Source organism: Spirosoma soli (assembly GCF_042684525.1).
Taxonomy (GTDB): Bacteria; Bacteroidota; Bacteroidia; order Cytophagales; family Spirosomataceae; genus Spirosoma; species Spirosoma soli.
Map to the genome: position 1 here is coordinate 105,521 of NZ_JBHULN010000021.1, position 16,027 is coordinate 121,547.

Consider the following 16,027-nt stretch of genomic DNA (forward strand, 5'->3'; position numbering starts at 1 on the left):
TCGAAAAACGCTTATCCCTGATTATCCTTCACTACACTTAGAAATAATTTAGGTACTGGTGCGTCGAAGCGCATCGATTCGCCCGTGATGGGATGCTCAAAGGCGAGCACTTCGGCGTGCAGACCCAACCGGCCAATAGGATCGGTGGTAGCACCGTATTTAGCGTCGCCCGCAATGGGATGTCCAATGTCCTGCATGTGCACCCGAATCTGATTTTTGCGGCCAGTTTCCAGCTCCAGCTCAACCAGTGCGTAGCCATTGTTGGCTTTCAATACCTTGTAATTAGTAACCGAAAACTGCCCGTTTTCGGGGTTCTGACTTGAATACACAATCAGGGCTTTGCTCTCGCGGAGGTATGAGCTGATAATGCCGGTGGGTGGTTCGGGGACGCCTTCAACGAGCGCGACGTAGGTGCGCTGCCGGGTGGTTTCGTTCCAGGATTCCTGCATCAGGCGCTGCACTTTCTCACTCTTGGCAAACATCATTACCCCCGATGTCTCGCGGTCGAGTCGGTGAATGATGAATATCTTGTTCTTAGGATTTTCTTTCTTAAGGTAATCGCTTAGAATCCCATAGGCGGTTCGGTCTCGCTCTTTATTGGTGGCCATGGAGAGCAGACCAGCCTGTTTGTTAATGACAATCAGGTGGGAGTCTTCATAGAGAATGGTCAAACCCCGGTACTGCGTTGTTTCGGGCGCTCGGTTCGCGGCTACGGTCACGACCTGTCCGGGCTGTAGCGGATGATTGAACTGGGTGTAAACCTTACCATCAATCAAAATCTGCTTATTGCTGAGCAGCGACTTAATGTTGTTTCGGTTTTTGTGTGGCAAGTGAGCAATCAGAAACGCCATCAGTTGAGCGGGTTCTGAAACGGTTAGATGTACGTCGGTACGCTGGCCGCGTTGCCGCCGTGGCTGGTCTTTATTCTCCATACCGCAAAGGTACGGTTCCTGATTGGTCTTACTGCCTGTGGCGTTTACGTTTCTTGTCAAAAAGCAAGTTTGGCGGATTCTGTTCCGCCAAGGCAAAATAACTAGCTGTTAGTTCAATCCCGTTCCAATAACCGTAGCGGGCGGAGGGACGGCCAAAACTGCGCCACCGGCCTCATCGGCACCAATATCAGGATTGCCCGAGCGGGGATTACCGTCATAATCAATCGTAACAATGGACTGGGATAGCCCGGCTTTCACGCAGGAACTTCCGGACTGTAGGTGATAGGACACATTGAGTTTTGGGTCGCCTTCGTAACTATGGACGTCGAATTTGGTAGCGGCTTTCCACTGTGCAAAGGTCAGGTCGGTTTTCTGCCGGTTTTCGTAGGTGGCGACTTTGCCCGGTCGGAAATAGCGGTTGTAATCAATCTGATTAGTGCCGGTCAGCGATTCGGCCTTGTCGTCGTCGTTATACCGAATGCGGATCATGGGCCGGTCGCCGGTTTGGGCCTGTACGAAAATATTGTTCAGCACGGTCACATCGCGGCAGGGTGGGGTACGTAACGCGCCATTTGGGCTCACATATGTTTCGCCCCGGCTGATGTACAGCGCCCCGTATGTATCGCTGGCTACGTTCACAAACGTGTTGTTGACCACCTGCGGACGAACGGCCGCGAACAGCCCGACCCCGCCCCATTTGGCTCCTACAATGATGTTGTTACGGATAATCATATCGAAGCTTTCAGCATAGTCACGGTTGTCGTTGTCGAACCATTCCTCATCGGTATCCGTATTCCCCGCTGTTACGCCCATATCGCCACAGTTGACAATCAGGTTATTCTCGATGATGCAGTTTTTGGCCCCACCTTTGGCGTAGAGCCCCGTGGTGGCAATGTCGTGAATGTAGCAGTTGCGGACCACCATACCGGAACCATTCACATTGTCGATACCCTCGGCATTCTGCGCCGTTACATTAGCTGGGCCGATGCCGGAGCGGTAAATCTCGCAGTTCAGCACCTTAATATTCAAGCAGCCCGGCACGATTTTAAGACAGTCGCGGCCGGTGTCGTGGATGCGGCAATTACGGATGGTGAGGTCGCTGACGCTACGCCGGACGGGTTCGCTGTTCTCCCAGTTGTTTTCGAGCTTGATGCCGTAGAGGTAGCCACCCACAATTTCCAGATTCTCGATCAGCCCACCCACAATAGTCGGCTCCCGGTACCAGAGCACCGACGTAATATCTTCGACATTGGTTACGGCCTTGATAACGGCCCACTCGCCGGGATACGACCGCAACGTAAGGTTACAGGTTCTGATTTTTATTTCGCGGCTCTCGTGCGTACCCGCCCGTAGCTCAACTGCATCGCCGGGTTTTGCCGAATCGACCGCTTTCTGAACGGTTTTGAGCGGTTTATCTACCGTACCATCGTTAGTATCGCTGCCATTGAGGGCTACGTACCAGGTGCGGGGCGTGGGGTTGGGTTCATTGCAGGCGTAACTCGCCCCGGTTGACGTGGTATCGCCGGGCGGGGTGGTTTGGTCCGGATCTACATCGTTCGTTTTCTTACACTGAGTTAAGGCGAAAAGAGCCACCAGAAAAAGTACACTTAGGATTTTGTTCATGGCCTTTGAGCATGGTATGTGTGGTGGTTGGAGCTCTACAACCGGGAGTATTTAATGACCAATCGTTTTGCTTTTGTGGGATTTGGCATCTGTGGGTTGGTGGCATAGTCGAAATCCCAAGTCATGGTGTTGCCGCTGACGGTGAGATCATAGTCCGAGTCGGGTAGGCTTTTGTCCGGCACGACAATCCGCAGTTTCCGGCCCGATACTGACCACCGACCCGACTTGTTCATCCGCTCGATGGTCTTTTTCATGGCTCCGCAGCTTTCCGGTACGTCGACGCGCAGGGTGCCATCGGCCACAAAGGTGTACGTGATTCCCGCCGTACAGGGCATGTTTTTGGTCAGCTCAGGCAGTTCGTCGGTGGTTTTGCCGTTGGCTTTGGTCAGCAGCATGGCGGTGCGTTTCCAGGTACTTACTACGTTCTGTGCGTGTGCTGTTGCGTAAGTGAAGACCAGTGCAATTTGGAGTAGGAGAAAGGGGGATTTCATGGCCTATAGTTTATGGTACTCGTAGTACATGACTATTTCCTTATATCTGTCGGCTTCCAGTTTAGTTGCATCTATTTCCAGGCTCATTTTGCTGAAATTACTGCCACTTAATGGCCTGGTGGTAACAATGCTGTAGGTCAACTCACCGCTTTGCCCCAGGCTTTGGGCCAGTTTACGCTCTTCATCGCCAATGATTTTCAGTTTCCCAGCCTCAATGTCGCCACTCGTCAATACCGTTGCCGCACTTAATTCCCAGCGCACATCCCGGGTTCCTCCATGGGCAGGGTCTCCCGTGAGCCGTAGCCGCCCGTCGCTGAAAAACTCATACTGGAGATCACCCCCGTTTTTCTTAACCTCCGACACCCTAACATCAATTTTTCCGTCGTGTCGCACACCTTCGAAAATTGCCCGTTGCAGTTGCCACTTTCCAATCAGCGATTGGAGTTTAGCTGGTTGCGGGTCATCCGCATTATTGCTGCTGCAACCCGCTCCCGAGTTGCCGAACAGAACAGCCGCTAACAGGCTGTAGATGAGAAGTTTTTTCATGATTTTGAGAAATAAAGAAATAATTCAACTCAGGCGTTCAGGCCGTACTTGTCCATATCCGGAAAAGGCGGTTTATGGTAATGTAATTCGTTGATTAGGCGTAACCTATTCAGGATTTTACCCGTGAAAGCTGAACGGTTACTTTTTTGTCGTAGCGCGGGTCTGCACTGCTCGAATATCCTGAACCTGTGGCGGTGGTAAACGTAAAGGCGAGTGTCAGGGTCAGCCGATCGTCCTGCCATTGGCCGCCTTCGAGGGCTGAGTTCACGATAAAGTTTCTACGCAGGGCCTGTAGCTCGTCATCGACCTGAAAATAGATCATGCCGAGCCGGTGCCCATCTTCGGTCTGCACGTGGCCATTGAGTTCGTAGGCTTCACGGCCCCGATGACTGCTCACCGTAGCGGACCCGTCGAAACGCCGTTTATCGGTTCGGGAGCCTAAGCCGCTACGTTTCCGCGCTCGCCGACCCGCTTTCCTGGACCGCTCTTCGTCGGTTACCGGCTCCACGATGTTGAGCCGGATGGTTTTCGCGATGCCATCGGGGTCCCGAAACTCGCCCTGCCACGCACCGACGAGCAGTTTGGCGTTTTCGTCCCGGCTATACGCCCACGGGCGATCTTTCAGGTCGGCGTAATAGCTGTAGTAGTATTTACACTCGTAGACGCCCCAGCTAAGGGCCGCCAGCCCCAGCAGCAACAGTACGAGTTTAGTGCCTTTGCTCATTTTGCGGTTTGATAAATGGCGTACAAAAACGCCTTGCTGATACGATTGGCGGCTGTCTCGCAGAGGTGACCCTGGCCCTCGGGTGCGTCGATACCCTGGCCTTTGCTGGGGCAATTAGCGGTCGACCGGTATTTGTCGCAGATTGTCCAGACGCTACCGAGTTTGCAGGCTCCGTTGTCGGACTCGATTTCCTGCAAGTCGAAGACAACGTCCTGCGCCCTGAACGTATCGCGCATCCACTGGCCAACCTTCATCTTGGCCGAGTTGCCGTCGTCTTTCGTCACGATGTAGATGAGCGGTGGCGTGATGTGGACGAAGCGTTTGATACCGGCTGCCCGCAGTTCATCAATCATCTGCTTATACCCCGTTTTGACCGTCTCGACGTTAGCGTCGGTGATGTCGGCGTAGCCAAATTTGAAGATGGCAATCTGGAGCTTGTCTTTCTGCTGAAGGGCTTCGCGTTTGAAAGCGGCCAGCTTTTTTTCCGGCTCCCCATTCGAGATGTTAACACCGTTATTGATTGAGTTCCAGTCGGCCCCGTTCGGCCCGTCGTTCAGCTTGTCGCCGTCGTAGAACTCAAACTTGAACCCGTTATTCTGGCTTCCATCCTCCAGATCTCCCCCAACCGACGCGTGGACGAACAAGCTATTCCAGCTTTTCACTTTGTTTTTCTCGGCCGATGACAGTCCGTCCCAGGCACTGATGCCGCTGATGCCGACTACGCCCGGCTGGCCATTTCCGAGGGTCGCGCTGCCGCCGGGATTGGGATCGGTGGGATAGGTTGGCGTGACCGGGTTGGGGTCGTTGGTGGCCGGACTAGTACAACCCGCCAGTAAGAGTATAAATAAGAGTTGTTTCATGAGTGACAATCGGCGTTAACGGGTCGAAATTGCCTGGATTGATTGGTGCCTACAATACGACCTCGACCAACAACCGTTTGAATCGACTAACAGCAGGCCACTTTGAGCAAGCGGTTAATTTGCAACCCAAAAAGGACCTATATTTGAGTAACTGACTGTTTGATAAGGCAATGCCCGCTAATACATATTCCTGCATTATTGTCGATGACAACGAGATTGACCGGCTTACTGCCTTGGCGCACGCCCGGCAGTACCCAATGCTCGACATTGTGGGCGTGTTTTCGTCGGCTACCGAAGCGTTGCCTGTGGTGCAAAACCAGCCGGTTGAGGTGCTCTTGCTCGATGTCGATATGCCCGGCCTGAGCGGACTGGACCTGCGGGCGAACCTGATGCAAGTGCCGGTTTGCGTGTTTATCACGGCCTACCCCGACTATGCTGCCGACAGTTTTGCGGTCGATGCGTTCGATTATTTGGTGAAACCCATTCGGGCCGAGCGGTTCGCCCACACCATGGTCCGCGTTCAGGCGTATTTCAACCTAACCCGCAAGGCGCAGTTGTTCGACCTGAGTCTGGGAGCCGATACGGTATTTATCAAGGATGGCCACCAGCAGATCAAGCTGAATCTGCACGAGGTTGTGTATCTGGAAGGGCTGAAAGACTACACGCGGATCGTGACAGCCACTCAGCAGTACACCGTGCTGTCGTCCATTGGAAATTTGTTGCAGAACAAGCCGTTCCAGTCGTTCTTACGGATTCATCGGAGTTACGCCGTGCAACGGCATTACATCGACCGAATCGGTCCCCAGCAGGTTTATGTGCAGCAGTTTACGTTGCCCGTTGGCCGAAGTTACCGGTCAGTACTAAATGAGATGGGATAGGATTTGTAACTTTTCGACAGGATTTACAGGATAATCAGGATTCGTTTATTTCTGTAGCTGTGCATCTTGTTCATCCTGTAAATCCTGTCGAAGAAAAACACTTTTCTAAGTGTCATAAACTCCTGACAAAGTCGACCTGTAGTGAGCCGGATACTACTTTTTCTGCTTTTGTTCTCGATGTCTGTGTCTGCGCCAGCGCAGAAGCGGGGACGCGCGCTTATCGACTCGCTGGTGGCCGAACTGCCTAAAGCCGCCAACGATACGGTAAAGGGTCGGCTGTACCGGGTTATTGCCGATGAATCGTTTTTTATCAACGTCGACCAGGCCCTGTACTACAGCCGGTTAGGCTTACAGCATACCACCCGCATGAACTGGCAGCGGGGCATTGGCGTGTTCAATAGCTACGTGGGACGAGCTTACAGCGATAAGGGTAATTACGATTCCTGCCGACACTATCTGCTAAAAGCGATTGCGATCTACAAAACCTTAGGCGACACCTGGAATCTGGCCAGCACCACCAATAACCTCGGCGTGGCCGAACACAACATCCGCTCCAATTATCTGGCTGCTACGCGCTATTATTTCGAAGGGCTAAAATACGCCGAAGCTACGGGCGACAACTACCTTATCGGTCTTAGCCTCGATAACGTATCAGAGATCTACCGGATTCAGAAAAACTTTCCGAAGGCCCTCCAGTTCGGAAAGCGGTCGCTGGTCCTGCGGCAGCAACAACGCAATCCCGACATCAATGCCCGGCGCGAACTGGCTGGTTCGCTGAGCAGTATGGCGGCTCTGTATACGCAGATGGAAGATTGGTCCAAAGCGCGACAGTATGGGTTTCGGGCTTTAGTTGAACAGCAAAAAGTGGGCAATCAGGAAGGTCTGGCCAAAACCTACGGCAACCTGTCCATTGCCATGCAGGGTGACTATCGACGGAAGATCGATTACGCGTTGAAAGCCAAACAACGTTGGGACAGCCTGAACCCGCGCAACCTCGATGCCGTCAGCAACCTGGCTAACCTCGGCGTGGCCTATTTCGATCTGGTACGTTACGACACGCTGAACACATCCCGTATTGAGCCGACCGACCGGACTGACCGGTTACAATTGGCCAAGAACTACCTTACGGAAGCTATCCGGCTCAGTGCCGACAAAGGTGAAATAGGCGATCAGGCCCATTTTCGGGGCAGTCTGGCGGAATTACAGGCGCTGACGGGTGATTATCGCGGAGCTTACGAGAATTTTAGAGCCTATCAAGCGGTGCAGGATTCGCTGTATTCGCAGGAGGCCAAAAACAAGATTGCCGGACTGGAAGGAAAGCGCGAAATCGAACTCCGCGACAAACAACTCGAAATTAACCGGCTAGCCATTGCCGGGCAGCAACGCCAGCAATTGGCCCTGCTGGTGGGAGTTGTACTGCTACTGGTGATCGGGGGGCTGCTGTACTGGCAAAACCGAACCCGCCAACGAACCAATACGACCCTGCTCCACCTGAATCAGGAACTCGACGAAGCCAATCAGGTAAAGACCCGGTTCTTTGCCATCCTGAGCCACGACCTGCGCAGCCCCATTGCTAATCTGATTAACTTTCTGCACCTCCAGCGCGAAAGCCCCGATCTGCTGCCCCCCGATCACGTGGCCCGCCATCAGCGAACCGTCACGGAAGCCGCTGAGGATCTGCTCGATACAATGGAGTCGATGCTACTCTGGAGCAAGGGGCAGATGCAGCAGTTTAAGCCCACCGTGAAGGAGGTACCTGTTCAAACACTCTTTGACTACCTGCAACGATTTTTTGCGGGTACCACAAACGTGCGCTTCAGCTTCGACGCGCCCGACGGATTACAGGTAGCCACCGATGAGGACTACCTCCGCACCATCATGCAGAACCTGACCAGCAACGCTATTCACGCTCTGAAAGATAGGCCCGACGCGCACATCAGATGGCAGGCACGATCCCAAAATGGGAAGGTTGTGCTAACTATCAATGACAATGGACCTGGTATGTCGGAGAATCAACTAGACGCTCTTTACTCCAACGACGCAGCAATTGGTGGTAAAAATGGACTCGGGCTACACCTCATCCGTGATTTAGCCAAGGCTATTGCCTGCCAGGTCAGCGTTCGGTCGGGGAAGGAGGCAGGTACAGAATTCCGGCTGGCTTTTGCCTGAAAATAAGGTTTTCTCTTAAGCATTTTCGTTGAGCATAGTCAGAGACTATGCTCAACTGAGGACTGTGCTCAATAAGCTCTGTTTACTTCCCCGACGCCGACGTATTGGCCGAGCCCGCCGTATAACGCAGGCCGTAACCAAATTTATAAAGGGGATCTTTCGAATCATAAGGTACGTCTTCCTTCTGGTTGCGCACCGCTTCCATTGAGGAGGGTAGCTCAAAGGGGAGCTTGCCTTCGGGCTTCGCTTTGCCAAACACGACATCCAGTAGGGCGGCATCGCTGGCACCGTAGTTGGCCAGCAGCGCCCTGGCTTTCGCGCTGATTTCCGGAATAACCGCCGGGCGGTCGAGATAGATATCTACAATAGTTGGCACCGTTTCGAGGAGTTTAAGGATATCCTCTTTCTCTTTCCCCTTAAAATCAAGGTCGCCGTGATGGAACCCTTTTGCCATTGGATTTTGCGTGTCGACTGGTACCCAGGGCGTGTTGAGCCGGATAATCGCCAGGTTGGCATCTTCTGGTTTATCCACTACTGTTCCGTATTGAGCGGCTACCTTAGGATCTACATTCTTTACATAAATCTTCAACGTACCAGCTTTTACTGGTAAAGTATTATCTGCATTTTTGAGTAGGGTCATGGCCCGGCGTTGGGCGGCTTCACCAGCCTGCCGGAATGCAGGCTTACCAACAATCTGGGTGGCCTTTTCGACAGCTACGTACGGGTTTTCGAACAAACCGAGCTGAAATTTCTGCCGCAGTAATCGGCGCACCGACTGATCGATTCGGGCTTCCGGTAGTTTACCGTCTCTAACCAGCTTGACCACTAGTTCGGGACAGTTTTCGCCACCAAACTGATCGACACCCGCCTGAATGGCCTTTAATACTCGATCTTCACGGCTCAGCTTCTCAACGCCCCAGGCGCGGGCGGGCCAGGTAACCGGCCCCATCTTACTGTCGGTGATCAGGCCCCAGTCGGTGCAAACCACCCCGTCGAATTTATATTTGTCACGTAGCAATCGGGTGATGATGTCTTTATTAAACGAAAACGCTACGTTCTCGCTCGTCTGATCGGTAGGAATGCCGTAATAGGGCATAATGGCCGCCGTGTGGGCAGCAAAGGCCGCTTCGAATGGAATGAGGTGATAGTTAAAATTCTTACCCGGATAGACCTGCCCTTTCTGAAACTCAAAGTGTGGATCAAGCCCCTCTTTCTGTGGACCACCGCCCGAAAAGTGTTTGGTCATGCAGGCCACACTGGTAGGACCGAGCTTCGCGCCTTGATATCCTCTTACGTAGGCTTCAACGAGTTTAGCCGACAGCTTCGCATCTTCACCGAACGTACCGCTGATGCGTGCCCAACGGGGTTCAGTGGCCAGGTCGGCCATGGGATGCAGGGCTTCGCGGATGCCAACGGCCAGATATTCCTGGCGGGCGATGTCGGCGAATTGTTCCATTAGTTTCGTGTCGCCAATGGCCGCAAAGCCTAGTTGCTCCGGCCATTGCGAAAAACTGTTGGCTGCCATGGCAAAAATGTTGTTACTGAAATAGTGCCGAGGATCAGAGGCAATCGTTACCGGTATGCCTAGCCGGGTGCTTTCGGCCAGCTTCTGCACGTTGTTGTTCCAGGTGGCCAGTTCTTTCGTGCCTGGTGCCGCCCAGATGTTCATGTGCGTCATCTGGTGCTGCTTAATTAAGGTTGGAGCGGTAGGAGCAAAGGCAAACGGTCCGGTAACTGGCTTTTCGTCGAGTGATCCATCACTGTTGATACGCGCACCGTTGATGAACATCATGCCTGCTTTCTCCTCTAGCGTCATTTGGTTAAGCAAGTCCGTGATGCGAGTTTCCACCGGCTGGCCAGGATCTTCGTACGGATCGAGCTTGCCATTCTTGTTTAGGTCGCGGGGAGCTGTACTACGGAAAGCAGGTACAGTTGCCTGACGATCTGATATAAAGCGGCTGGCATAAGGACTTGTCCACGAGAGTAATAAGCTGCTTATTACAGCAGTGCCACTTAGTAACAACAAACGCGGTGTCTGGTTTTTCATCGCTTGTATGTATTGTATCAATATGATACAATGGTAGTTCTTTTGCTTGAAAGCACCAAATCTTTCGTTACTTTCACTAAAATTTGCCAGAATGAATAGTGAGCGTTCTCCTGCCAGGTTTGTACTCGATGGTCACGAGTTATTGCCGGGTATCTCTATTGACCCCGTTATTTTTGGTTTTCATGAAGGGCAGTTGAAAATTCTGTTGCTTGAGTTTCGGGACACCAGGTTGTTCGCCTTACCGGGTGGGTTTGTGCATGAAACGGAAAATCTGGATGAAGCTGCCCGGCGCATTTTAGCCGACCGAACCGGACTGCGAGACATATATCTTGAACAGTTTTACGTCTTTGGCGATCGCGATCGGCGTGACGCCGAAACCCAACGAAAGATAATGGTGAGTACCGGAACCCAACTCGACGATGATCATTGGCTATTACGGCGTTTTATCTCAATTGGCTATTACGCGCTCATTGATTTTACGCAGGCCACCCCGACGCCCGACGCCTTATCGGACAGTTGCACCTGGTATGACCTGGCGGAACTACCCCCGCTGATTTTCGACCACTCAGCCATTGTCCGGAAAGCGCTTGACACATTGCAAAAAAACCTGGACGATAAGCTTGTGGGGCTGAACTTGTTGCCCGAAACGTTTACAATGGCTGACTTACAACGGCTTTACGAAACGATTCTGGCCAGGCCATTGCAACGTACCAACTTCCAGCGGAAGATGCTGAGTTTAGGCATTTTAGAGCGTCTGGAAAAGAAAATGAGTGGCGGGGCTCATAAGGCCCCGTATCTGTACCGATTTATTTCCCCAACCACTCCTTAAACTCGCTCATTCGGTCGCCACTGACGAAGACTTCCTGGCGCGATTTAGGGGATAAATCCAGCTTGAGCTTACCCGCCGAGTAAGTATGGATCGTCTGAATGGCCGATAGCGAGACCAGATACTGGCGGCTAATCCGAAAAAACTGGCGTGGGTCGAGGAGTTGGGTGAGTTTATCCAAACTATAGTCGACGGGTAAACTCACGCCATCTTTGGTAACTAGGAACACAATTTTCTCTTCGAGGTAGAAGTAAGCGACTTCCGCTGTCTGAATACTGCGAATCTTATTGCCAACGGTAATCATAAACCGATCTTTGAATTCGGTCTGTGTGGGTTTGCCAAGCAGACTGAGTAAGGTCTCCAGATCAGGGTTCACCATGTTCGTCTGTCCAAACTGCTTCTTGAAGGACTTAAACTTTTCGATGGCCCCTACCAGCTCATTGTAATTGATTGGCTTAAGCAGATAGTCGATGCTGTTCACCTTAAACGCCTGGATCATGTATTCGTCGTAGGCAGTTGTGAAAATGACCGGGGTGCTAAGGTTCGCCTGCTCGAAGATGCGGAAACCCAGATCATCTTCGAGGTGAATGTCCATGAAAACCAGGTCAATGGCAGGGTGGGGCTGGTCGAACCAGGCCACGGCGTCGGCAACCGACGGAATTCGGTTTAAGACGTTAATGGATGGATCATATTTTTGAAGCATGCCCTCAAGCCGCTTGGCGGTGAGGTTTTCGTCTTCGATAATTACAACGTTCATAAGCATACTGGTGGACGGTGAACTGTAACCAAATTAATAAGCACGTTCATTGACCATCCGTTGCGACACTGGTTCGCTGATTCGTTCGGTTAATAGAGGAATTTTTACAACAAAGCTTCCTTCACTCTCACCGACCCAAACGGGCTGGTCCGTAAGCAGTGCATAGCGGTTAATGATATTCTGCAAGCCGACACCCGTTGATGTTTCTGATTGAGGACGCTGTTGCAGATTATTCTGCACTACCAGGGAGTCGCCTTCTAATTGAATGTGCACCTGAAGCGGTTCTTTGGCCGACATGCGGTTGTGCTTCACCGCGTTTTCGACTAACAATTGCAGCGTTAGCGGGGCAATGCTGTATCGGCTCTGGTCGGCTTCCGGGACGTTGATCACTACGTCGAATTTATTCTCAAACCGGATGTTGAGTAAGAATCGGTAGGCCTGAATGAACTCAAGTTCGGTTTTGAGCAGCACCCGCTCATTATCTTTCTGTTCGAGAATGTAACGATATGCCCTTGACAGCTGGTCAATAAATCGTTCCGATAAATCGGCATCCGCGTGCACGAGTGAGGACAGGATGCTTAAGCTGTTAAATAAAAAGTGCGGATTAACCTGGCTCTTCAGGGCGGCAAACTGCGCCTGTACGTTCTCTTTTTCTAATCGCTCAGCTCTGACCTGCACGTCTTCCAGGCGCCGGTACGCCCGTCGGTTAGCGGCCAGATAGAAAGCCGATAGCATAGCCATTACGGTCAGGCCGTTGTTGATGCGGCCGCGCTGCTCCCGGTTTTCTTTGCGCATAGCGTTTACTTCGGGCGAGCGTTGGGGATGCGGCTGGTCGCGATACACCGGAAACTTCTGCTCCAGCAAGTTATCTACTTGATGCCAGAGGCTGTAAAAGCCGAAATTGAAAACCAACGCCATTAGGCTGGCGATCACAATAGTAGCGATCTGCGCTGGTATTTTGAACTCAATCAATAAACCCTCGCCGAACCAAGACGACAGGCGTCGCTGAATCAATTCGGTAACGCTAATCCAGACGAAAAAGAACAGAATAGACAATGCGATTTCCATAACGAAGAATGGAATGCGTGTTACTCTGAACGCCCAACTCGGGTTGCTGGTGTTGACATACAGGCGGATAGGCCAGTATACAACAAACACACTTAGGGCGAGTTGCCATTTCTGTAAGGTCGTCAGGCGATATGTCATGGTAGAATTCGTCATTATACAAATCTAATTACCTCCTTCACACAACAAAAAATAAACCGGCGGAATGCCATTTTCCAAAGTGTGAATGACGAAGAACACAATCTAAGTGAATATATACCTGGTGGTTACGATTGTTGATTGACGAATAAATGAAGCAGCTAGCGTTGTATGGATTTAGCGCTGTACTTTTGCCTCAAATCGTTTCTGCTCCATGAATCGCTTTCTGTTAGGATTAGCTCTGTTATTGTTTGGCTGCGGCACTTCATCCACTAAGAATGATAAGCCCGAAGCGGGTACCCTTGCTCCGCCCTTCAAATTACCTTATCAACTTGCTACTCCCGACGAGAACTTCACATTGCCCAAAGAACTGAAAGAAATCTCGGGCCTGACGTATTACAAAAATAATAAGCTCCTGTGTGTTCAGGACGAGGAGGCTGTTGTCTATGAATTCGACACCAAACAGGGTAAAGTAACGAAGGACTATGGCTTCGGTGGCTACGGCGATTTTGAAGGAATTGAGTACGTCAATGACGAGGTGTACGTATTGGAAAGCAACGGGACGCTGTCTCGTTTCAAACCGGAATCGCTTCAGATAGGCCGCACAAAAACAGATTTGCCTAAAAAAACGGAGGTAGAAGGATTGGGGTACGAGCCTAAGACGAAGCGGTTGCTGATTGCCGTCAAACAGGGCGGTGGGGCATCGAGTGACAAAGCCGTTTACTCGTTCGATTTATTGAACCGAGCCGTTTTCAAGGATATGAGCCTGAACGATGAACAGTTGAAAGCAGCGGGCATCGACCCCGATACGTATAAGCCGTCGGGTATTGCGGTTCACCCCATCACGGGCGAGTGGTACATGATTACGTCGGTCGGGAAACGTCTGCTGATTACAAACCGGCAAGCGAAAATACTTTACTCGGAACCGCTCGACCCCAAGCAGTTTCGGCAGCCCGAAGGGATTTGCTTCGCTCCAAACGGCGACCTCTTCATCGCCAGCGAAGGCAATGGCAAGAAAGGATATATTTTGAAGTTTGCGTATAAAAAGTAGCCTGCCCGGTGTGTAGCCTGGACGGCTACGTCCGGGTAGCTAAAGTGTCAGCTAACGTAACCGGGCGTGGCCGTCCAGGTTACGTTAGCTGACCAGAAAATTCATGGCTTGTTTGAGGGTGCGCTCATTGCCAGTTTCTGGATCGTTATAGGAGCGCTCGCCAACTTCAATATCGACCTGCTTGCCAATAAGTTGTTTAGTATCTAATTCGGCGCCTTCTTTCACGTCTATTCCCGCTTGCTCGAACAGGCTCACGATGTTCGACATGCCCGCCCGCGATTGGTAGAATCGGTGCGAGACGTAGCCGTCTTCGTTCTCAAAACGAGCCGCAAAAAATGGAATTCCTTTGTTCTCACTTGTTCCTTCGTCGATGCTGGTAATGGTAACTGTATGATGCCCATCGGCCAGCAAGGGCTTATCCTGACCTTTTTCTACTGCAATTTTCATAACGTCGTTGGTGTATTTTGTTTGTATTATAAACCGCCTATTTATGTGATTGTTTTGTAGTACAGGCACAAAAAGGTCAACTCGTTTGTAGGAAATAGTAATTGGTGAGAGAAATTGAACCTTATGCGGGCATCTTTAACGATAGTGCGTATGAAGAGCTACTAATCGAGGAGTCAACATTGTAACACCCTACTTGATAGGCAGTTGGTTACTACGCGTAGGCCGTGCCAGTAGCACTCTTACAGCCTGTATAACAGCACCTAATTTTGTTTTACTTAGCTTATGGTAGATTATTCAGTAGGAAGTAAAACCTCTTATGCATATTAACGATAAAGTATGTCCACTAATACTAAATTCGCTTCTTAATCAAACAAGGCAATAATTACAGCATAAAGGCCTATGAATGACTCAGTCATCGAAGAACTCAAATTAAGCCCTAAATTCATTGGAGGATATAACCACGCTAGAACCGGCTGCTAATGCGATAAATGTGGCGTATCCAGATACCGACATACCCACGAACCTGACCTGGCCGATCCGGACCATTCTTATTGGTCTTATCTGACCTATTGTATTCAACAGATAACGATTGCGGGTTTGTGGCTCGAGTTTGGTGTAGGCTCGGGTAAATCATTGGCTTTTATTGCTCAACAAAGATCAGATCAAACCATATACGGGTTTGACAGCTTTTGGGGTTTACCTGAAGACTGGGCGCTGAGCAGCCAGCGAATTTATTCGAAGAACACTTATTCACGAGACGGTATAGCACCCGAGTTAGCCGCAGACAATGTCGAACTTATTGTAGGCCTGTTCAGTGAAACATTGGATGATTTTTGTGCTGCCCATACCGAAACCTGTGCCTTCATCCGTATTGATTGTGATTTATATTCTTCGACTCTTGATGTATTAAATGGACTGTTTAAAGCCGATAAACTTATTTCAGGAACGGTCATACTGTTTGAGGAATTTTATAACTATCCTAACTACAAAGATTACTAGTACCGGGCCTTTCAGGATTTTATTTAATTATTTGGACTTACCTATCGCTGGCTGGCCCATACAGAGAGCCCCGTCGAATGGAACGGCAACCAAGCGGCCCTAGTCATTACAAGCTAAATTTTGACTATTTTAATAAAGTTTAGCAAAGGTATTTTATTTGACTTCTAGCTTTAGTCAAATAAAATAATCAAATACGTGGAGTAATTATTAGAATAGTACAAAAATTGAATACTCTTAACGATTATGTAGCGTTGTTCTATGCCAGTATGAATGGGCTCATTCGTAACCACATTCTAGAGTGAGTCTAGTACCTAGTGCACCGGTCTTAATAGTATAGTACCGTGTAGCAGGGCTTTCTTATAAAACCATTTGCTGAGTAAAGAACTGGATCAAGACTGGGAATTTATCAGCAAAAGTATCCAACTGAGCCGCTTTGTTTTTCACGTTCTTGCCTTCTAACAGATTCATAACCAG

The 16,027-nt window shown here is 50.6% G+C and carries 15 protein-coding genes; 5 read left to right on the forward strand and 10 right to left on the reverse strand.

Annotation, left to right across the window (positions count from 1 at the left end):
* Positions 1-11: 11 nt before the first annotated feature.
* The 6 genes from ACFSUS_RS24735 to ACFSUS_RS24760 all read right to left on the reverse strand — a co-directional run bounded on the left by ACFSUS_RS24735 (position 12) and on the right by ACFSUS_RS24760 (position 5,176).
* The gene (locus ACFSUS_RS24735) at positions 12-932 is read right to left on the reverse strand and encodes an RluA family pseudouridine synthase (RefSeq protein ID WP_381526951.1); all 921 of its coding nucleotides are present in this window, start codon (positions 930-932) and stop codon (positions 12-14) included.
* A 108-nt stretch (positions 933-1,040) separates the two neighbouring features.
* Complete coding sequence (locus ACFSUS_RS24740; protein WP_381526928.1) at positions 1,041-2,555, reverse strand: right-handed parallel beta-helix repeat-containing protein; 1,515 nt, start codon at positions 2,553-2,555, stop codon at positions 1,041-1,043.
* A 35-nt stretch (positions 2,556-2,590) separates the two neighbouring features.
* Positions 2,591-3,046 (reverse strand): lipocalin-like domain-containing protein, encoded by a 456-nt coding sequence (locus ACFSUS_RS24745; RefSeq protein WP_381526930.1) that lies wholly within the window; start codon positions 3,044-3,046, stop codon positions 2,591-2,593.
* Between the two features lie 3 nt (positions 3,047-3,049).
* A complete protein-coding gene (locus tag ACFSUS_RS24750) occupies positions 3,050-3,592 on the reverse strand; it encodes a hypothetical protein (RefSeq protein ID WP_381526932.1) in 543 nt (180 codons plus the stop codon).
* Positions 3,593-3,701: 109 nt separating this feature from the next.
* Positions 3,702-4,316 carry a hypothetical protein gene (locus tag ACFSUS_RS24755; RefSeq protein ID WP_381526934.1) on the reverse strand — a complete coding sequence of 205 codons (615 nt, stop codon included), beginning with the start codon at positions 4,314-4,316 and terminating at the stop codon, positions 3,702-3,704.
* Entirely contained in the window at positions 4,313-5,176 is an 864-nt protein-coding gene (locus tag ACFSUS_RS24760) for an SGNH/GDSL hydrolase family protein (protein WP_381526936.1), read from the reverse strand. Before ACFSUS_RS24760 ends, ACFSUS_RS24755 begins: the two co-directional genes overlap by 4 nt.
* Positions 5,177-5,346: 170 nt before the next feature.
* Between ACFSUS_RS24760 and ACFSUS_RS24765 the strand changes: the two genes are divergently transcribed.
* Complete coding sequence (locus ACFSUS_RS24765) at positions 5,347-6,054, forward strand: LytR/AlgR family response regulator transcription factor (protein ID WP_381526937.1); 708 nt, start codon at positions 5,347-5,349, stop codon at positions 6,052-6,054.
* A 177-nt stretch (positions 6,055-6,231) separates the two neighbouring features.
* Positions 6,232-8,223, forward strand: coding sequence for a sensor histidine kinase (locus tag ACFSUS_RS24770; protein WP_381526939.1), 1,992 nt, complete (start codon positions 6,232-6,234; stop codon positions 8,221-8,223).
* 82 nt (positions 8,224-8,305) lie between these two features.
* Here the strand turns inward: ACFSUS_RS24770 and ACFSUS_RS24775 are convergent, their stop codons facing one another.
* Positions 8,306-10,270, reverse strand: a complete 1,965-nt coding sequence (locus ACFSUS_RS24775; RefSeq protein WP_381526941.1) for a glycoside hydrolase family 3 protein — start codon at positions 10,268-10,270, stop codon at positions 8,306-8,308.
* Between the two features lie 91 nt (positions 10,271-10,361).
* Here ACFSUS_RS24775 and ACFSUS_RS24780 point away from each other — a divergent pair, with 91 nt between their 5' ends.
* Positions 10,362-11,099: an NUDIX hydrolase gene (locus tag ACFSUS_RS24780; protein WP_381526943.1), complete on the forward strand. Its 738-nt coding sequence runs from the start codon at positions 10,362-10,364 to the stop codon at positions 11,097-11,099.
* Here ACFSUS_RS24780 and ACFSUS_RS24785 read toward each other — a convergent pair.
* Complete coding sequence (locus ACFSUS_RS24785) at positions 11,077-11,853, reverse strand: LytR/AlgR family response regulator transcription factor (protein ID WP_381526944.1); 777 nt, start codon at positions 11,851-11,853, stop codon at positions 11,077-11,079. The two genes, ACFSUS_RS24780 and ACFSUS_RS24785, sit on opposite strands and share 23 nt — an antisense overlap.
* A 33-nt stretch (positions 11,854-11,886) precedes the next feature.
* Positions 11,887-13,059: a sensor histidine kinase gene (locus tag ACFSUS_RS24790; protein ID WP_381526953.1), complete on the reverse strand. Its 1,173-nt coding sequence runs from the start codon at positions 13,057-13,059 to the stop codon at positions 11,887-11,889.
* Positions 13,060-13,270: 211 nt separating this feature from the next.
* Between ACFSUS_RS24790 and ACFSUS_RS24795 the strand changes: the two genes are divergently transcribed.
* A complete protein-coding gene (locus ACFSUS_RS24795; protein WP_381526946.1) occupies positions 13,271-14,107 on the forward strand; it encodes an SdiA-regulated domain-containing protein in 837 nt (278 codons plus the stop codon).
* A gap of 84 nt (positions 14,108-14,191) precedes the next feature.
* On the opposite strand, the gene ACFSUS_RS24800 is transcribed toward ACFSUS_RS24795, so the two are convergent.
* Positions 14,192-14,554: a hypothetical protein gene (locus tag ACFSUS_RS24800; RefSeq protein ID WP_381526948.1), complete on the reverse strand. Its 363-nt coding sequence runs from the start codon at positions 14,552-14,554 to the stop codon at positions 14,192-14,194.
* A 597-nt stretch (positions 14,555-15,151) separates the two neighbouring features.
* On the opposite strand from ACFSUS_RS24800, the gene ACFSUS_RS24805 reads away from it, so the two are divergent.
* Positions 15,152-15,553 (forward strand): class I SAM-dependent methyltransferase, encoded by a 402-nt coding sequence (locus tag ACFSUS_RS24805; protein ID WP_381526950.1) that lies wholly within the window; start codon positions 15,152-15,154, stop codon positions 15,551-15,553.
* Positions 15,554-16,027: the final 474 nt, after the last annotated feature.